A 14373-nucleotide genomic window follows, 5' to 3' on the forward strand; every position below is an offset into this window, starting at 1 on the left:
GGCGCCCCACCGGCCGGCGGGGTGGCCCGAGGGCGTGCGTACCGCATTTACCGAGAGGTTCGGCATGCAGCGCAGTGGCTCCCCGTACGTGTTGTGGTATCCGCGTCCCGCCGCCGCCTGGCTCCAGGCGCTGCCGGTGGGCAACGGCCGGCTGGGCGCGATGGTGTACGGGGGCATCGACAGCGAGGAGTTGCAGCTCAGCCAGGACACGGTGTGGGCGGGCGGGCCGCACCGCTACGACAATCCGCGGGCCGCCGCCGCGCTGCCCAGGGCCCGGGAGCTGGTCTTCGCCGGTGAGAGGGAGGCGGCGCACCGGCTGCTGGAGTCGGATGTGATGGGCGTGCCGGTCCAGCAGATGCCCTATCAGACGGTGGGCAGTCTGCGACTGGCGTTCGACGCCCCCGGAGGCGGGTCCGGGGAGGCCACCGGCTACCGCAGGGAGCTGGATCTGGCCCGGGCGGTGCACACGGTGGAGTTCGTCCGGGAGGGGATACGCCACCGGCGGGAGGTGTTCGCCAGCGCCGCCGACCAGGTGATCGTGGTGCGGCTGAGCGCGGACGCGCCCGGAGCGGTGGGGTTCACCGCGTCCTTCGACACGCCGATGGCGGCCACGGCGCTCTCCCCGGACGGGAGGGCCATCGCGCTGGACGGCCGGGGCGGGGACGCCTCCGGGGTGGCGGGCGCGGTGCGGTTCCGGGCGCTGGTGCGGGCGTTGCCGGCCGGTGGTGAGGTGTCGTCGGCGGACGGGGTGCTGCGGGTGTCCGGCGCGGACGCGGTGACCCTGCTGATCGCGGTGGGCACCAACCACGTCGACTGGCGGGATCTGGGCGCCGATCCGGCGGCCCGGGCGCTGGGCGATCTGACGGAGGCGGCCGGGCGGCCGTACCCGGAGCTGGTGGAGCGTCATGTGGCCGATCACGCGGCGCTCTTCGGCCGGGCGGCGCTGGAGATCCCGGCGACGCCGGCCGCGGCCCTGCCGACCGACGAGCGGGTGGCGGCTTTCGGGGACGGCACGGCCGATCCGCAGCTCGCCGCGCTGTACTTCCACTTCGGCCGCTATCTGCTGATCTCCTGCTCCCGGCCCGGCACCCAGCCCGCCAATCTCCAGGGGCTGTGGAACGACCTGACCGATCCGCCGTGGGGCTCGAAGTACACGATCAACATCAACACGGAGATGAACTACTGGCCGGCCGGCCCGGCGAACCTCCTGGAGTGCTGGGAGCCGCTGTTCGCCCTGCTGCACGACCTGCGGGTCACCGGTGCGCGCAGCGCCCGGGAGATGTACGGGGCGGGGGGCTGGGTCGCGCACCACAACACGGATCTGTGGCGGGGCACGGCGCCGGTGGACGGCACCACCTGGGGGATGTGGCCCACCGGCGGTGCGTGGCTGGCGCTGGCGGTGTGGGAGCGCTACCGCTTCACCGGGGACGCCGGGCGGCTGCGGGACGACTACCCGGTGCTGGCCGAGGCGGCGCGGTTCTTCCTGGACGCGCTGGTGGAGGATCCGGGGACCGGTCATCTGGTGACCTGCCCGTCGATCTCGCCGGAGAACGAGCACCACCCGGGGCCGGGCGGCACCCTGTGCGCCGGGCCGACGATGGACAACCAGATCGTGCGGGACCTGTTCGGCGCGGTGGACGCCGCCGCCGGGGTGCTCGGGCTGGACGAGGAGCTGCGGGGCCTGGTGCGGGCCGCCGCCGACCGGCTGCCGCCCATGCGGGTGGGGTCCCGGGGGCAGTTGCAGGAGTGGCAGCAGGACTGGGACGCGGACGCCCCCGAGCAGGGGCACCGGCACGTCTCCCATCTGTACGGGCTGCATCCCGGGGCGCAGATCACCCGGCACACGCCGGAGCTGTTCGAGGCGGCGCGGGTGACGCTGGAGCAGCGCGGTGACGCGGGGACCGGCTGGTCACTGGGCTGGAAGATCAACTTCTGGGCACGGCTGGCGGCCGGGGACCGCTCGTACAAACTGCTGACGGATCAGCTGACACCGGAGCGGACCGCGCCGAACCTCTTCGACCTGCATCCGCCGTTCCAGATCGACGGCAATTTCGGGGCGACCGCAGGGATCACCGAGTGGCTGCTCCAGAGCCACGGCGCGGAGCTGGAGCTGCTGCCCGCGTTGCCGGGGGCGCTGCCGGAGGGCCGGGTGCGCGGGCTGCTGGCGCGCGGCGGGTTCGAGGTTTCGCTGTCCTGGTCGGGCGGGACACTGACCGGGGCCGAGATCGGTTCCCGGACCGGTGCCACGGCCCGGGTGCGCACGGCGGTGCCGGTGACGGTCACGCGGGACGGGGCCGAGGTGGCCGCCGAGCGGGACGCGGACGGGGTGACGGTGTTCGCGACCCGGGCCGGGGAGGTCTACCGGCTCACGCCGCACGGGTGAGCCGGGTGGTGGCCATGGTGCGCAGGGTGCGGGCGCCGCTGAGCCCCATGGCCACCCCGCAGGCGCCGAGGCCGAGGGCGAGGGCGTAGCCCCAGCGCGGGCCGTGGTGTTCGATCACCAGGCCGGTCAGCGCGACGCCGGCCGCCCGGCCGACGCCGACCGCCATGGAGAGCCAGCTCAGGCCCTCGGTGAGCATGTGGGCCGGCACCCCTTCGCGGACCAGGCTGTAGCCGGCGATGATCGCGGGGGCCGTGAGGATGCCGGCGAACAGCGAGATCCCCCAGAGGGCGGGGACACCGGGCATGGCCCACAGCGGGGCCATGCCCGCCACCACCGAGGCGATGGCGAGGAGGAAGAGCCGGTCCAGCGGCAGGGACCAGTCGCGGGCGCCGTACCACAGGCCGCCGATCGCGCTGCCGATGGCGTAGGTGCCGAGGACGGCGCCGGTCATCCAGGTTTCGCCGTAGTGCTCGACGAAGGCGATGGTGGCGAGTTCGAAGGCGGCGAACATGGCGCCGGTGAACAGGTAGACGGCGCACATCCACGGCATGCCGGGGGCGGCGATGGCCCGGGTGCGTACCTTCTGCGGCGCGGCGACGGGCGGCTCGGTGCGGCGCTGGCCGGCGAGCAGCAGGCAGCCGGTGACGCCGGTGAGCGCGGCGGCGGCCACGCCGGCGGCGGGGTGGACGAGGACGGCGAAGGCGACGACCAGCGGGCCGACGGCCCAGATCAGCTCGTCGGCGACGGATTCGAAGGAGAAAGCGCACTTGAGCAGCCGGCCGCCCCCGTCGCGTTCGGCGAGGTGGCTCCACCGGGCGCGGACCAGGGCGCCCAGCGGGGGCATGAAGGCGCCGAAGGCGGCTCCGCTGGCGCACAGCAGCCACACGGGTGCCTCCAGCTGGGCGGCGAGCAGGAAGAGCGCGCCGGCGGTGCCGAAGGCGGCGGCCAGCGGGCGCAGCACCCGGCGCTGGCCGAACCGGTCGATGAGGTAGCCGAGTTGCGGGACGACCAGCGCGTAGCACAGGGCGCCGCCCGCGGAGGCGAGGCCGGCGGTGGCATAGCTGTCGGTGACCGCGGTGATGAGGAACACGGTGCCCAGGCTGAGCATCGAGGACGGCATCCGGCCGATCATGCCCGCCGCGATGAACCGTTTGGCACCCGGTACCCGGAAGATCTCGCCGTAGCTCCGCAGCCCCGCGGCACTGTGTCCCATGGTGCGCATCATTCCGGCCCTCCCGGGGGGCCGCATCTTCTTTTCACCGCGGGCGTAGTGTCCTTTTTGAACGCTCCCCCGGATATCCGGGTGAACAACGGATGACATCAGGGGAAACACCAGGGTCCGTATGTGTGTGCGATGCGAACCACATGGGAGTGATTCCGGGGGTATTCCGGGTCAATGCCTGCGGTCAGGCAGGATGGGCGGGACGACGGATATACCGGAGGATCAGTGGACGTCTCGTTGCCCATGTGGGCGCTCACCATCGTGGTGCTGTGCGCTCTCATCGCTGTCGACTTCTTCTTCGGGCGCAAGCCCCATGAAGTCACACTCAAGGAGGCGGCCAGCTGGTCGATCTTCTGGGTGGTGCTCGCGGTGCTGTTCGGCATCGGGCTCGCCGTGGTCGGGGAAGGCCAGGCCTCGGGCGAGTTCTTCGCCGGCTACATCACGGAGAAGTCCCTCAGTGTGGACAATCTCTTCGTCTTCATACTGATCATGGCGAAGTTCTCGGTACCGGCTCAGTACCAGTCGCGGGTACTGATGGTGGGTGTGCTCATCGCCCTGGTACTGCGGGCCATCTTCATCGCCGCCGGTGCGGCCCTGATTTCCACCTTCTCGTGGGTGTTCTACATCTTCGGGGCGTTCCTGATCTACACCGCGTGGAAGCTGATCCAGGACGCGCGCAAGGACGAGGAGGAGGAGTTCGAGGAGAACCGCTTCCTCAAGACGATCGAGCGGCGCCTGCCGGCCACCGACCAGTACCACGGCACCAAGCTGTGGATCGTGGAGAACGGCCGGCGGCTGGTCACCCCGATGCTGATCGTGATGCTGGCGATCGGCAGCACCGATGTGCTGTTCGCGCTGGACTCGATCCCGGCGATCTTCGGCCTGACCCAGGACCCGTACATCGTCTTCACCGCCAACGCCTTCGCCCTGATGGGGCTGCGGCAGCTGTACTTCCTCATCGGCGGCCTGCTGCGGAAGCTGGTGCACCTGTCCTACGGGCTGTCCATCATTCTCGGCTTCATCGGCGTCAAGCTGGTGCTGCACGCGCTGCACGAGAACGGCGTCCACGTCCCCGAGATCGGGATCCCGCTCTCCCTGTCGGTGATCATCGGGGTGCTGGCCATCACGACCATCACCTCGCTGTACGCGTCGCGGAAGGAGCGGGAGGGTTCGAAGAACGGCTCCTGAGGGTCTTCGGTAGGGTGCGGGCCGGGCAGGAACACGACAGGACAATGGAACGTTTACTCCATTGGGTGTGACGTCCGGACGCAGTCGGCGGGACGGGAGGCGGGTCATGGGGACGGGGCCTGAGGGCAGAGGCGAGCCGGGCGATGAGGAAAAGCCCGGCCGCGACAGCTGGGACGACGTGGTGCTGGACGAGAACTTCGTGCGAGGTGCCGAAGTGTCCGAGCCCACCGCGCGGACCAGGATGCTGACCGAACGCTGGAAGAACGAGGCCCCGGCTCCGCAGCCGTGGCGCTCGGACGAGCCGCCGGCGGGCTGGATCTTCAGCTCCGCCCGGCGGCGGCAGCGGGCCCAGCGACCGCGCAAGCGCCGCTGGTTCCGCCGCCGGAACAAGGACGACGGACAGGAGTGAGCGGCGCCGAGGGTGTGCCGGCGCAGCGCTCCTCGCGGCACATCCGCACCGCCAATCGCTACCGGGTGCTGCGCCGGGTCCTGGCCGCCGGCCCCGTCTCCCGGCCCGAGCTGGCCGCCGCCACCGGGCTCAGCCAGGCGACGGTGGCCACGGTCACCGGTGAGCTGCACCGGCTGGGCATGGTGCGGGCGGCCGGCTTCGAGGATTCCGCCGGAGGCCGGCCGCGCGCGCTGCTCGCGGCCGACCCGGCGGGCGGCACCCTGATCGGCGTCGATGTGGCCGAGACGTATGTGCACGCCGAAGTGTTCGACCTCACGCTGCGGGTGCGGGCGAGCACCCGGCTCGCGCCGGCCCCGGGCGAGGACGGCCCCGCTCGTGTGGTGGAGCGGATCGCGCGGGCCGTCGGGCGGCTGCTGGCGGACGACGGCGCTCCGGCCGGCGCACCGGTGCTGGGCGTAGGCGTGACCATGCCGGGCATGGTGGACCGCGAGGGCGGGGTCTCCGTCTTCGCCGCCAACTGGGACTGGCGCGAGGTGCCGCTGCTGGATCTGCTCACCCGCCGCATCCCGTACCGGCTGTATCTGGACAACCCCCTGCGGGCCACGACGGTGGCCGAGTTGTGGTTCGGCGCGGCGCGCGGGCGGCAGGACGCGGTGGTGGTCAATCTGGGCACCGGGGTCGGTGCCGGTCTGGCGCTGGGCGGCGCGGTGCACCGGGGCGCGTCCAACGGCGCCGGGGAGTGGGGGCACACCACGCTGGTGCACGGCGGCCGGGTCTGCCGCTGCGGGCGGCGCGGCTGTGTGGAGAGCTATGTGGGGGCGCCGGGCATCATCCGTACGCTGACGGAGCTGGCGCCGGACGCCGCGGCGGCGCGGGCGGGCGATCAGACGGCCGTGATCGCGGCGCTGGCGGCCGGCTGCCGGGCGGCGGATCCGGTGGCGCTGCGGGTGCTGGAGGTCTGGGCGGATCAGCTGGGCGCGGCGGTGGCGGATCTGGTGAATCTGCTGGATCCGGAGGTCGTGGTGCTGAGCAGCTGGGTGGCGCGGGAGTTCGGGGCGGCGCTGCTGACGGCGGTGCGCGAGGCGGTGGACCGGTACGCTCTGGGCCGTCCGGCGGCGCGCGCCGAGATCGTGCTGTCGCCGGTCGAAGGCAATCCGGTGTCGCTGGGTGCGGCGACCTTCGCGCTGGAGGGCGCGTTGGCGTAGTGGTGGGGAGCGCGCCGGTTTTCCGCGCGGGTCGCGGACGCCGATGCGGCGATTGCGCGGGCCGGATCGGGCCCGGTGGGGTTGCCGTGGCCCGATCCGCCGTCCTCGCGTGGAGCGGGCGGCGGGCGGTCCGACCCCGTCCTCTATTCTTATGCTCATGCGATCGACTTACTGGCACGCGGTCACTCCGCCGCCGTTCACCCGCTGAGGGCGCACGGCGCGGGCATCCACCGCACACCACCGGCCCACCCGGCGCACCGACCCGGGCCGGGGCCTTCGACCTCGTGCGTCCTCACTCCGTTTCCCTCAACCGGACTTTTCCGACGGAGCAGGACACACTCTTCATGTCTTCGACCGCATCGCCTTCCCCTTCCTCCGCCACCACCGCGCCCGCCGCCGCGCCGCCCGCAGCGGGCACCCGCGGCCCCGGCGGCCCGCTGCTGATCCTGGCCGCCGCCACACTGTGGGGCACCACCGGCACCGTGGCCTCCTTCGCGCCGGCCGGCGCCTCCCCGCTGGCCATCGGCGCCGGCACCATGGGCATCGGCGGACTCCTCACCCTGGCCCTCGCCGGCCGCTCCGCCCTCGCGGTGCTGCGCTCGGGCCGCCGCGCGCTCGGCTGGGCGCTGCTCGGCGCGCTCGGCATCGTCATCTACCCGCTGGCCTTCTACACCTCGATGGCCTGGGCCGGGGTCGCGGTGGGCACCGTCGTCTCACTCGGCTGCGCCCCCGTCTTCGCCGCCCTGCTGGAGCGGATCCTGGACGGCACCCGGCTGACACGCCGCTGGGCGGCAGCGGCCGGCGCGGCGGGCGGCGGCTGCGCCCTGCTCGTGGCGGCCGGCGGAGCCGGCGGGGGCGACACCGCCCGGATATCGGCCGGGGTGGCCCTCGGTCTGCTGGCCGGCGCCGCCTACGCCGGGTACACCTACTACGCCGGGTGTCTCATCCGGCGAGGCCACTCCTCCCGGGCCGTGATGGGCGCGCTGTTCGGCCTGGGCACCCTGGTGCTGGTCCCGCTGTTCGCGCTCACCTCGGGGCCGCTGCTGGTCACCGGCCGGGGCCTGCTGGTCGTCGGCTATCTGGCGCTCGTCCCGATGTGCCTGGCCTATCTGCTCTTCGGCGCCGGCCTGGTGCGGGTACGGGCCAGCGCCGCGACCGTGCTCACCCTCTTCGAGCCGGTGGTCGCCGCCGTGCTCGGGGTGGCCGTGGTCGGCGAACGGCTGGGCGTCCGGGGCTGGAGCGGGGTGGCCCTGGTGGTCGCCGGACTCCTGGTGCTGACGGTACGGCGCCGCTGACCGCACCCGCGGCCCTCCCCCGGTGCGGGGAGGGCCGCGGGCCGTGGCGTACGGGGGGTCACACGGTGGTGGCCCGCCACTGCTGGTGCCCGCCGGCCCCGCACGCGTACTGGATCAGCCGGGCGTTGTCGGCGGCGGACTCGTCCGACACGTCCAGGCACTTGCCGGAGTGCCGCGCGATCAGCTGGGAGTACCCGCCGCCCGCGTCCGCGAGCCGCCACTGCTGGGCGCTCGCGCCGGTGCACGGCGTCTGCACCACCGCCGCGCCGTCCGCGGCCGAACCTCCGGAGGCGGCCAGGCACAGCGAGCTGTGCCTCGAGATCAGCTCCACGTACCCGCCGCCCGCGTCCCGGAACCAGAACCGCTGGTTGAGCCCGTTGTTGCAGCCGTACTGGATGGCCTGCGCGCCGATCGTCTGGGACTGGCCGGGGATGTCCACGCACTTGCCCGAATGCCGGGCGGCCAGCGTCCGGTACGGGCCGCCCTCGCCCCGTACCGTGCCGGCCGCGGTGTCGATGACCAGCTGCGGGGACCAGCTCATGGTCATCGTCCGGGAGGTGGGGAACGTCAGCGGCAGCCACACATAGCGCGAGTCGTTGACCCGGCCGCCGAAGGAGTTGCCCCAGCGGTCACCCATGTAGAGGTAGGAGGTGGCCGCACTGCCCTGGACGGTCAGCACATACGCGGTCTGCGAGCCGAAGGTGGTGCTGTCCCCGATGTTCGCCATCGCGCTCCACGGCCCGGCGAGCGAGGTGGCGGTCGCGTACTGCTGCTGGTTGGGGCTCCAGCCGGTGGCGCCCGAGGTGAGCATGAAGTAGACGCCGTTCCGCTTGAAGAGCGCGGGCGCCTCGCGGTGGCCGCCCGGCCAGGGGTTGGCGATCAGTTCCGCGACAGCGGTGTAGTCGGCGGTGAGCCGGTAAATGTGCAGGTCGTAGTTCTCCCGGGCGGCGGAGACCATGTACCCGGTGCCGTCGTCGTCGACGAAGGCGGTGATGTCGCGCGACATGTGGTCCAGCGGCCGGAAGCTGCCGCGCCAGGTGTAGTCGCCGTCCACGGTGTCGGACACCGCGACCGCGGCCCGCGCCTCGGCGTAGTTCTGGTCGTTCTCCTTGTGCATCCACATCACGAACTGGCCGGTGGCCCGGTTGTGAATGACCTTCGGCCGCTCGATGTTGGCGGCCTGCAACTCCGGCGCGGACGCCTGCGTCAGCACGTGGTTGCGGAATTCCCAGTTCTTCAGATCGGCCGAACGGTAGGCGGAGACGTAGCGGAAGCCGTTGCTGTTCTCCTGCCGGTTCTCCCCGAACCAGTAGTAGTAACCGTCCACTTCGATCACCCCGCCGCCGTGCGCGTGCACCGGCTGCCCGGTGGGATCGGTGAACTGGGTGCCATTCAGCACCGTCACCGGCGCGGCGTGCGCCGGGGAGACCGTCAGCAGCGACAGCAGCAGTCCGGTCACGGCCGCCAGCGCCACCTGCCACGCACCGCGCGCCCTGCTCATATCTCCTCCCGGAGCACCGAGAAGTGCCGCACCGTGCCGGAGAGGCCGGGCAGTTCGCGCGGGGCGCTCCAGGTGCGCAGCCCGTCGCGGCTGTCGCTGTAGCGGTAGGCGCCGTCCCGGTAGGCGTCGTAGTACAGCCGCCACCCGCCGCCGTCCAGCGGCACCAGCGACGGTCCCTCGACCCAGCTGCCCCACCCGGCCCAGTCGCCGGTGCCCTCGACCGTGTAGGGGCCGGTGAGGGCCGGCGCGGTGGCGTGCTCCAGATACTTGGTGTTCTCCTGCTTGGTGATCGCGTGGTACGTGCCGTCCACACGGATCACACAGGTGTCGATGTAGTTGGACCCGTCAAGACCTGCCATCGGCTGCGGCTCCGTCCAGGAGGTCAGGCTCCCGCCGGTCGCGGTGAGCACGTGGGGGGTGAACCGATGGTCCCCCGTGGTGTCCAGGGAGACGATCACATGGATGCTGCCGTCCTCGTCCCGGAAGAACTCCGGGGCCCAGGTGCGGACCAGTCCCGGCACCCGCAGCCGGTGGTCGCGCAGATGCCGCCAGCGCAGCCGGTCCCCGCTGCGCGCGAACCCGATGGTGTCGCCCTCCCAGCCGGTGGTGTACACGATGTAGTAGTGGCCATCGGTGTGCCGGAGCAGGCTGGGATCGCGCAGCAGTCCGGCCGGCGGCGTGTAACCGGCGCCGGGCAGCGGCGTGAAGTGGAGCGCGTCGGCCGAATCGGCCACCAGCAGGCCCTCCGCGCCGCCCTGGGTGAAGCCCGTCATCGTGTACCGGTACCTGCCGGAGGCGGCCGGCGCGACCGGGCCGTCGGGGACCGGCTCACCGAAGTCGGGGGTGCCGTCCGGGTGCCGGCCCAGCGGCTGGATCCGGGTGTGCCGGTTGGGGTCCCGCAGCGGATCGCCGCTGATGTCGCGGTAGTCGCGGGCGTGGTAGACGAGGATGTCGGTGACGCCGTCCTCCGCGACGGTGAAGCTGTTGTGGCCCGGGCCCCACTGGCCGTTGCGTGCGCTGCTGCGGAAGACCGGCCGCGGGCTCTTCGTCCAGGAGGCGGGATCCAGCAGATCGGCCCCGGCGTCCGCGGTGAGCAGGCCCACGCAGTAGTTGGCGTCGGTGGCGCTCGCCGAGTAGCTGAGGAAGACCCGGCCCTCCCGCACCAGCACGGCCGGCCCCTCGTTCACCTTGAAACCGACTGTCTCCCAGTCGAATTCGGGATGGCTGATCTCCACCGGCGTGCCGGTGATCGACCACGGGGTGTCCATGGCGGCCAGGAAGAGGGAGGTGTTGTTCTCCCGCTGCGGATGGTGCTGGGCCCAGGCCAGGTAACGGGTGCCCCGGTGCGCGAAGGTGGTCGCGTCCAGCGAGAAGCTGTCCCAGGGGGTGCGCAGCCGGCCCAGCTCGCTCCACATCCCGGTCAGCGGGTCGGGTGAGACGTTGCGCAGGACGTACATGCGGATCGCCCACGGGTCCTCGGCCCGCCCAGCGGCGAAGTAGACGTACCAGGCGCCGTCGACGAAGTGCAGTTCGGGCGCCCAGATGTGGGCGCTCATCTCCCCGCTGTCGTGCCGCCGCCAGATCGTGTGTTCCGGTGCGCCGGCCAGCCCCTGGAGGGTGTCGGCGCGCCGCAGCACGATGCGGTCGTACGCGGGCACGGTGGCGGTGAACCAGTACCGGCCGTCGGTGTGCCGGGTGATGTGCGGGTCGGCGCGCTGCCGGATCAGCGGATTGGTGTACGGCGCGGCGGGCTGCGACATGTCCGTAACGGTAAGGGGATCTCCCCTCGGGCGGGAGACCTTCCGGGAAGCCGAGAACTTTCGAAAGCGAAAGAAACCGGACGGACGGCTGTTAATCTGCGCCGCAGCAACCGCTTGCGGAAAGGAAGTTCGCCATGACGCACGGCCCGATACGGCTGACGTCCGCAGCGCACGCCCGGCTGCGGCCGGCCACCGAGGCCCGGATCACCGGCGGTTTCTGGGCCGCGCGGCGGCACACCAATGCCACGGTCAGCATTCCGCAGGGGCCGCGGAAGCTGGAATCGGCCGGAAACCTCGGTAATCTCCGGGCCGCGGCCGGCGCGGCGGACACCGATTTCACCGGCGATTTCCCGTTCCAGGACTCGGACGTCCACAAATGGCTGGAGGCCGCCTCCTGGCAGCTGGCCGACACACCGGACGCGGAACTGGCCGGCGAGGTGGACCGGCTGATCGCGCTGCTGGCCGCCGCGCAGGAGCCCGACGGCTATCTCCAGACCCACTACCAGGTGAAGCACCCCGGCCGGCGCTGGCAGGATCTGCGCTGGGGACACGAGCTGTACTGCGCGGGCCATCTGATGCAGGCCGCCGTCGCCCACCACCGGGCCACCGGGCGCACCGCGCTGCTGGAGGTGGCGCTGCGGTTCGCGGCGCACATCGAGGAGACGTTCGGTCCGGGCCGCGCGGTGGACGCGGTGTGCGGGCACCCGGAGATCGAGACGGCGCTGGTGGAGCTGTACCGGGAGACCGGTGAGCGGCGCTGGCTCGATCTGGCGGCGTACTTCGTGGATCTGCGCGGCCACGGCTCGCTGGAGCCCGGTTTCGAGCGGGGCGGGGAGAGCGTGACCGGCGGGGCGTACTGGCAGGACGAGGTGCCGGTGCGCGCGGCGCGCACGGTCACCGGGCACGCGGTGCGGCAGCTGTATCTGCTGGCGGGCGCGGCCGATCTGGCCACCGAGACCGGGGAGGGGGAGCTGCGCGAGGCCCTGGAGCGGCTGTGGTCGGCCATGGTGAGCGGCAAGACCTATCTCACCGGCGGGGTCGGCGCGCGGTACGAGGGCGAGGCGTTCGGCGACGCGTACGAGCTGCCGCCGGACCGGGCGTACGCGGAGACCTGCGCGGCGATCGCCTCGGTGCAGTTCGGCTGGCGGATGGCGCTGCTCACCGGCGAGTCCCGCTACTCGGACCTGATCGAGCGCACCCTGTACAACGGGTTTCTGTCCGGGATCGGCCTGGACGGGGAGCGCTGGCTGTACGTCAATCCGCTCCAGGTGCGCGAGGGATACGAGTTCCGGCCCGGCGACCAGAGTGCCCGCCGCACGCCGTGGTTCCGGTGCGCGTGCTGCCCGCCGAACGTGATGCGGCTGCTGGCCTCGCTGCCGCACTACGTGGCCAGCGGGGACGACACCGGGCTCCAGGTGCACCAGTACGCCTGCGGCCGGTACGCGGCGGGCGGCGGCGCGGTGACGGTGGCCGGTGACTATCCGTGGGACGGGCGGATCGAGATCACGGTGGACGAGGCGCCGGCCGGTCCCTGGACGCTGGCGCTGCGCATTCCGCCGTGGGCGGCCACGGCCGGCCTGGACGGGGGCACGGTGGAGCGTCCGGCGGACGGCTGGCTGCGGCTGCGCCGGGTCTGGTCACCCGGGGAGCGGGTGGAGTTGCGGCTGCCGCTGGATGTCCGGGTGACCGGGGCGGACCCGCGGGTGGACGCGGTGCGCGGCACGGTGGCCCTGGAACGCGGCCCGCTGGTGTACTGCCTGGAGCAGACCGATCTGCCGCCCGGGGTGTCGCTGGACGCGCTGGCGCTGGATCCGGAGCGGGTGCCGGTGGCCGAGCACCGGCCCGGGCTGCTGGGCGGGGTGACGGTCCTGAGGGCACGCGGCCGGGTGCGGGCGGCCGGCGGCGGGGCGGGGTGGCCGTACGGGGCGGGGGCGGGCGAGGACGCGGTGGACGGCCCGGCGGGCGATCCGGTGGAGCTGACGGCCGTGCCGTATCACGCCTGGGCGAATCGCGCGGACGGTGCGATGCGGGTGTGGCTGCCACGGGCAGGCGGCGGCGCCGGGTAACGCGGACTGGGTGGCGCGGAGGCGGTGACCCGGCCCGGTGCGGATGTCTTGTCCGGTGCCCGGGAAGAGGGGGCGCGGCGGGAGTGTGCGGGGCGTTGTCCGGGATGTCGGGCAGCGCTTTTCGAAAGCCGTTCTCTGCTGCTCACTTCGCGGCGGGGCTCTTCCCCGGAACGTGGCGTTCCTTTACCGTGGGAAGCGCTTGCTACCAGGTCACCGTGGCGACCGGCCGATCCGGGAGGACCCGGGGGTTCCGCCGGGCCGGGCACCAGGAGTAGGAGTTCGCGTGGTCCGTCCCGCAGCGGCGGCCGGAGGGCCGACACTCGCCGTGATAGCCCGGGAGGCGGGGGTGTCGGTGCCCACCGCCTCGAAAGTCGCCAACGGCCGGGAGGACGTCGCCCCCGAGACCCGCCGCCGGGTCACCGAGGTGCTGGACCGGCTCGGCTACGTGCGCCGCCAGCGGACCGGCGCCGGGCGGGGGCCGGCGCTGATCGAGCTGGTGATGCGTCAGCTGGACTCCCCGTGGTCCGGTGCCGTGCTGCACGGGGTGGAACGCGCGGCGCGGGAGGCCGGGGTGTCGGTGCTGGTCTCGGCGGCGCCCGCCGGCGGGGCACGGGGCGCGGGAGGAGAGCACGGCTGGCTGGAGCGGCTGTGCGCCCGGGAGACCTCCGGGATGCTGTTCAATCTCGCCGGGCTGAGCGAGGGCCAGTACAGCCGGCTCCGGCAGCACGGCATTCCGTTCGTCATGATCGATCCGGTGCGCCAGCCGCCGCCCTGGGTGCCCTCGGTGGGCGCCACCAACTGGCAGGGCGGGGTGAGCGCCACCGAGCACCTGATCGGTCTGGGGCACCGGCGGATCGCGGTGATCGGCGGGTTCCCGCGCGAGCAGTCCAGTACGGCGCGGGTGGCCGGCCACCGCTCGGCGATGGCCGCGGCCGGGCTGCCGGTGCCGCCCGGCTACGTGGGCTGGGGGGAGTTCTCCGAGGAGGGCGGCCGGCGGGAGATGGAGCGGATGCTGGCGCTGCCCGAGCCACCCACCGCCGTGTTCAGCTGCTCGGACGAGATGGGGCTCGGGGTGTGCCGCGCGCTGGCCGGGCACGGGCTGCGGGTACCGGAGGAGGTGAGCCTGGTGGCGTTCGACGATCTGCCGCAGGCGCGCTGGGCCACCCCGGCGCTGACCACGGTGCGCCAGCCGCTGGCGGAGATGGCGGGCACGGCGCTGCGGCTGCTGCTGCGGATGGTGGCGGGCGACCGGCCGGAGGGGGTGCGTACGGAGTTGTCCACCCGGCTGGTGGTGCGCGACTCCACGGCGCCGCCGGGCGGCCGGGCCTGACCGCCGCCCGTGAC

At 72.9% G+C, this 14373-nt stretch carries 10 protein-coding genes; 7 read left to right on the plus strand and 3 right to left on the minus strand.

From position 1 onward, the window contains the following. Positions 1 to 34: 34 nt before the first annotated feature. Positions 35 to 2383, plus strand: coding sequence for a glycoside hydrolase family 95 protein (locus BM385_RS21615; protein WP_254791696.1), 2349 nt, complete (start codon positions 35 to 37; stop codon positions 2381 to 2383). Here the strand turns inward: BM385_RS21615 and BM385_RS21620 are convergent. Beyond that, positions 2367 to 3596, minus strand: a complete 1230-nt coding sequence (locus BM385_RS21620; RefSeq protein WP_158687222.1) for an MFS transporter — start codon at positions 3594 to 3596, stop codon at positions 2367 to 2369. The two genes, BM385_RS21615 and BM385_RS21620, sit on opposite strands and share 17 nt — an antisense overlap. A gap of 234 nt (positions 3597 to 3830) precedes the next feature. On the opposite strand from BM385_RS21620, the gene BM385_RS21625 reads away from it, so the two are divergent. The 4 genes from BM385_RS21625 to BM385_RS28295 all read left to right on the plus strand — a co-directional run bounded on the left by BM385_RS21625 (position 3831) and on the right by BM385_RS28295 (position 7702). Next, positions 3831 to 4793, plus strand: a complete 963-nt coding sequence (locus BM385_RS21625) for a TerC family protein (RefSeq protein ID WP_093844084.1) — start codon at positions 3831 to 3833, stop codon at positions 4791 to 4793. Between the two features lie 106 nt (positions 4794 to 4899). Next, complete coding sequence (locus tag BM385_RS21630; RefSeq protein WP_051131262.1) at positions 4900 to 5202, plus strand: SGM_3592 family protein; 303 nt, start codon at positions 4900 to 4902, stop codon at positions 5200 to 5202. Next, the gene (locus tag BM385_RS21635; RefSeq protein ID WP_093844085.1) at positions 5199 to 6407 is read left to right on the plus strand and encodes an ROK family transcriptional regulator; all 1209 of its coding nucleotides are present in this window, start codon (positions 5199 to 5201) and stop codon (positions 6405 to 6407) included. The genes BM385_RS21630 and BM385_RS21635 overlap by 4 nt, the downstream gene beginning before the upstream one ends. A gap of 344 nt (positions 6408 to 6751) precedes the next feature. Further along, the gene (locus tag BM385_RS28295) at positions 6752 to 7702 is read left to right on the plus strand and encodes a DMT family transporter (protein ID WP_093844086.1); all 951 of its coding nucleotides are present in this window, start codon (positions 6752 to 6754) and stop codon (positions 7700 to 7702) included. A 58-nt stretch (positions 7703 to 7760) separates the two neighbouring features. On the opposite strand, the gene BM385_RS21645 is transcribed toward BM385_RS28295, so the two are convergent. Together BM385_RS21645 and BM385_RS21650 are read right to left on the minus strand one after the other, a co-directional pair. Then, entirely contained in the window at positions 7761 to 9203 is a 1443-nt protein-coding gene (locus BM385_RS21645; protein ID WP_093844087.1) for an RICIN domain-containing protein, read from the minus strand. After that, positions 9200 to 10963 (minus strand): family 43 glycosylhydrolase, encoded by a 1764-nt coding sequence (locus tag BM385_RS21650; RefSeq protein WP_093844088.1) that lies wholly within the window; start codon positions 10961 to 10963, stop codon positions 9200 to 9202. The genes BM385_RS21645 and BM385_RS21650 overlap by 4 nt, the downstream gene beginning before the upstream one ends. 134 nt (positions 10964 to 11097) lie before the next feature. On the opposite strand from BM385_RS21650, the gene BM385_RS21655 reads away from it, so the two are divergent. Then, positions 11098 to 13029 (plus strand): glycoside hydrolase family 127 protein, encoded by a 1932-nt coding sequence (locus BM385_RS21655; protein WP_093844089.1) that lies wholly within the window; start codon positions 11098 to 11100, stop codon positions 13027 to 13029. Between the two features lie 283 nt (positions 13030 to 13312). Further along, on the plus strand, positions 13313 to 14359 hold the full coding sequence (locus BM385_RS21660) for a LacI family DNA-binding transcriptional regulator (protein WP_175543072.1): 1047 nt from the start codon (positions 13313 to 13315) through the stop codon (positions 14357 to 14359). The last annotated feature ends 14 nt before the right edge of the window (positions 14360 to 14373 follow it).

The organism is Streptomyces harbinensis (assembly GCF_900116145.1).
Taxonomy (GTDB): Bacteria; Actinomycetota; Actinomycetes; order Streptomycetales; family Streptomycetaceae; genus Streptomyces; species Streptomyces carpaticus.

Bases quoted from the DNA above. Each gene is read 5' to 3' on its own strand.
- BM385_RS21620 (WP_158687222.1), bottom strand. From the start codon at position 3,596: ATGGGACACAGTGCCGCGGGGCTGCGGAGCTACGGCGAGATCTTCCGG.
- BM385_RS21630 (WP_051131262.1), top strand. From the start codon at position 4,900: ATGGGGACGGGGCCTGAGGGCAGAGGCGAGCCGGGCGATGAGGAAAAG.
- BM385_RS28295 (WP_093844086.1), top strand. From the start codon at position 6,752: ATGTCTTCGACCGCATCGCCTTCCCCTTCCTCCGCCACCACCGCGCCC.
- BM385_RS21645 (WP_093844087.1), bottom strand. From the start codon at position 9,203: ATGAGCAGGGCGCGCGGTGCGTGGCAGGTGGCGCTGGCGGCCGTGACC.
- BM385_RS21650 (WP_093844088.1), bottom strand. From the start codon at position 10,963: ATGTCGCAGCCCGCCGCGCCGTACACCAATCCGCTGATCCGGCAGCGC.
- BM385_RS21655 (WP_093844089.1), top strand. From the start codon at position 11,098: ATGACGCACGGCCCGATACGGCTGACGTCCGCAGCGCACGCCCGGCTG.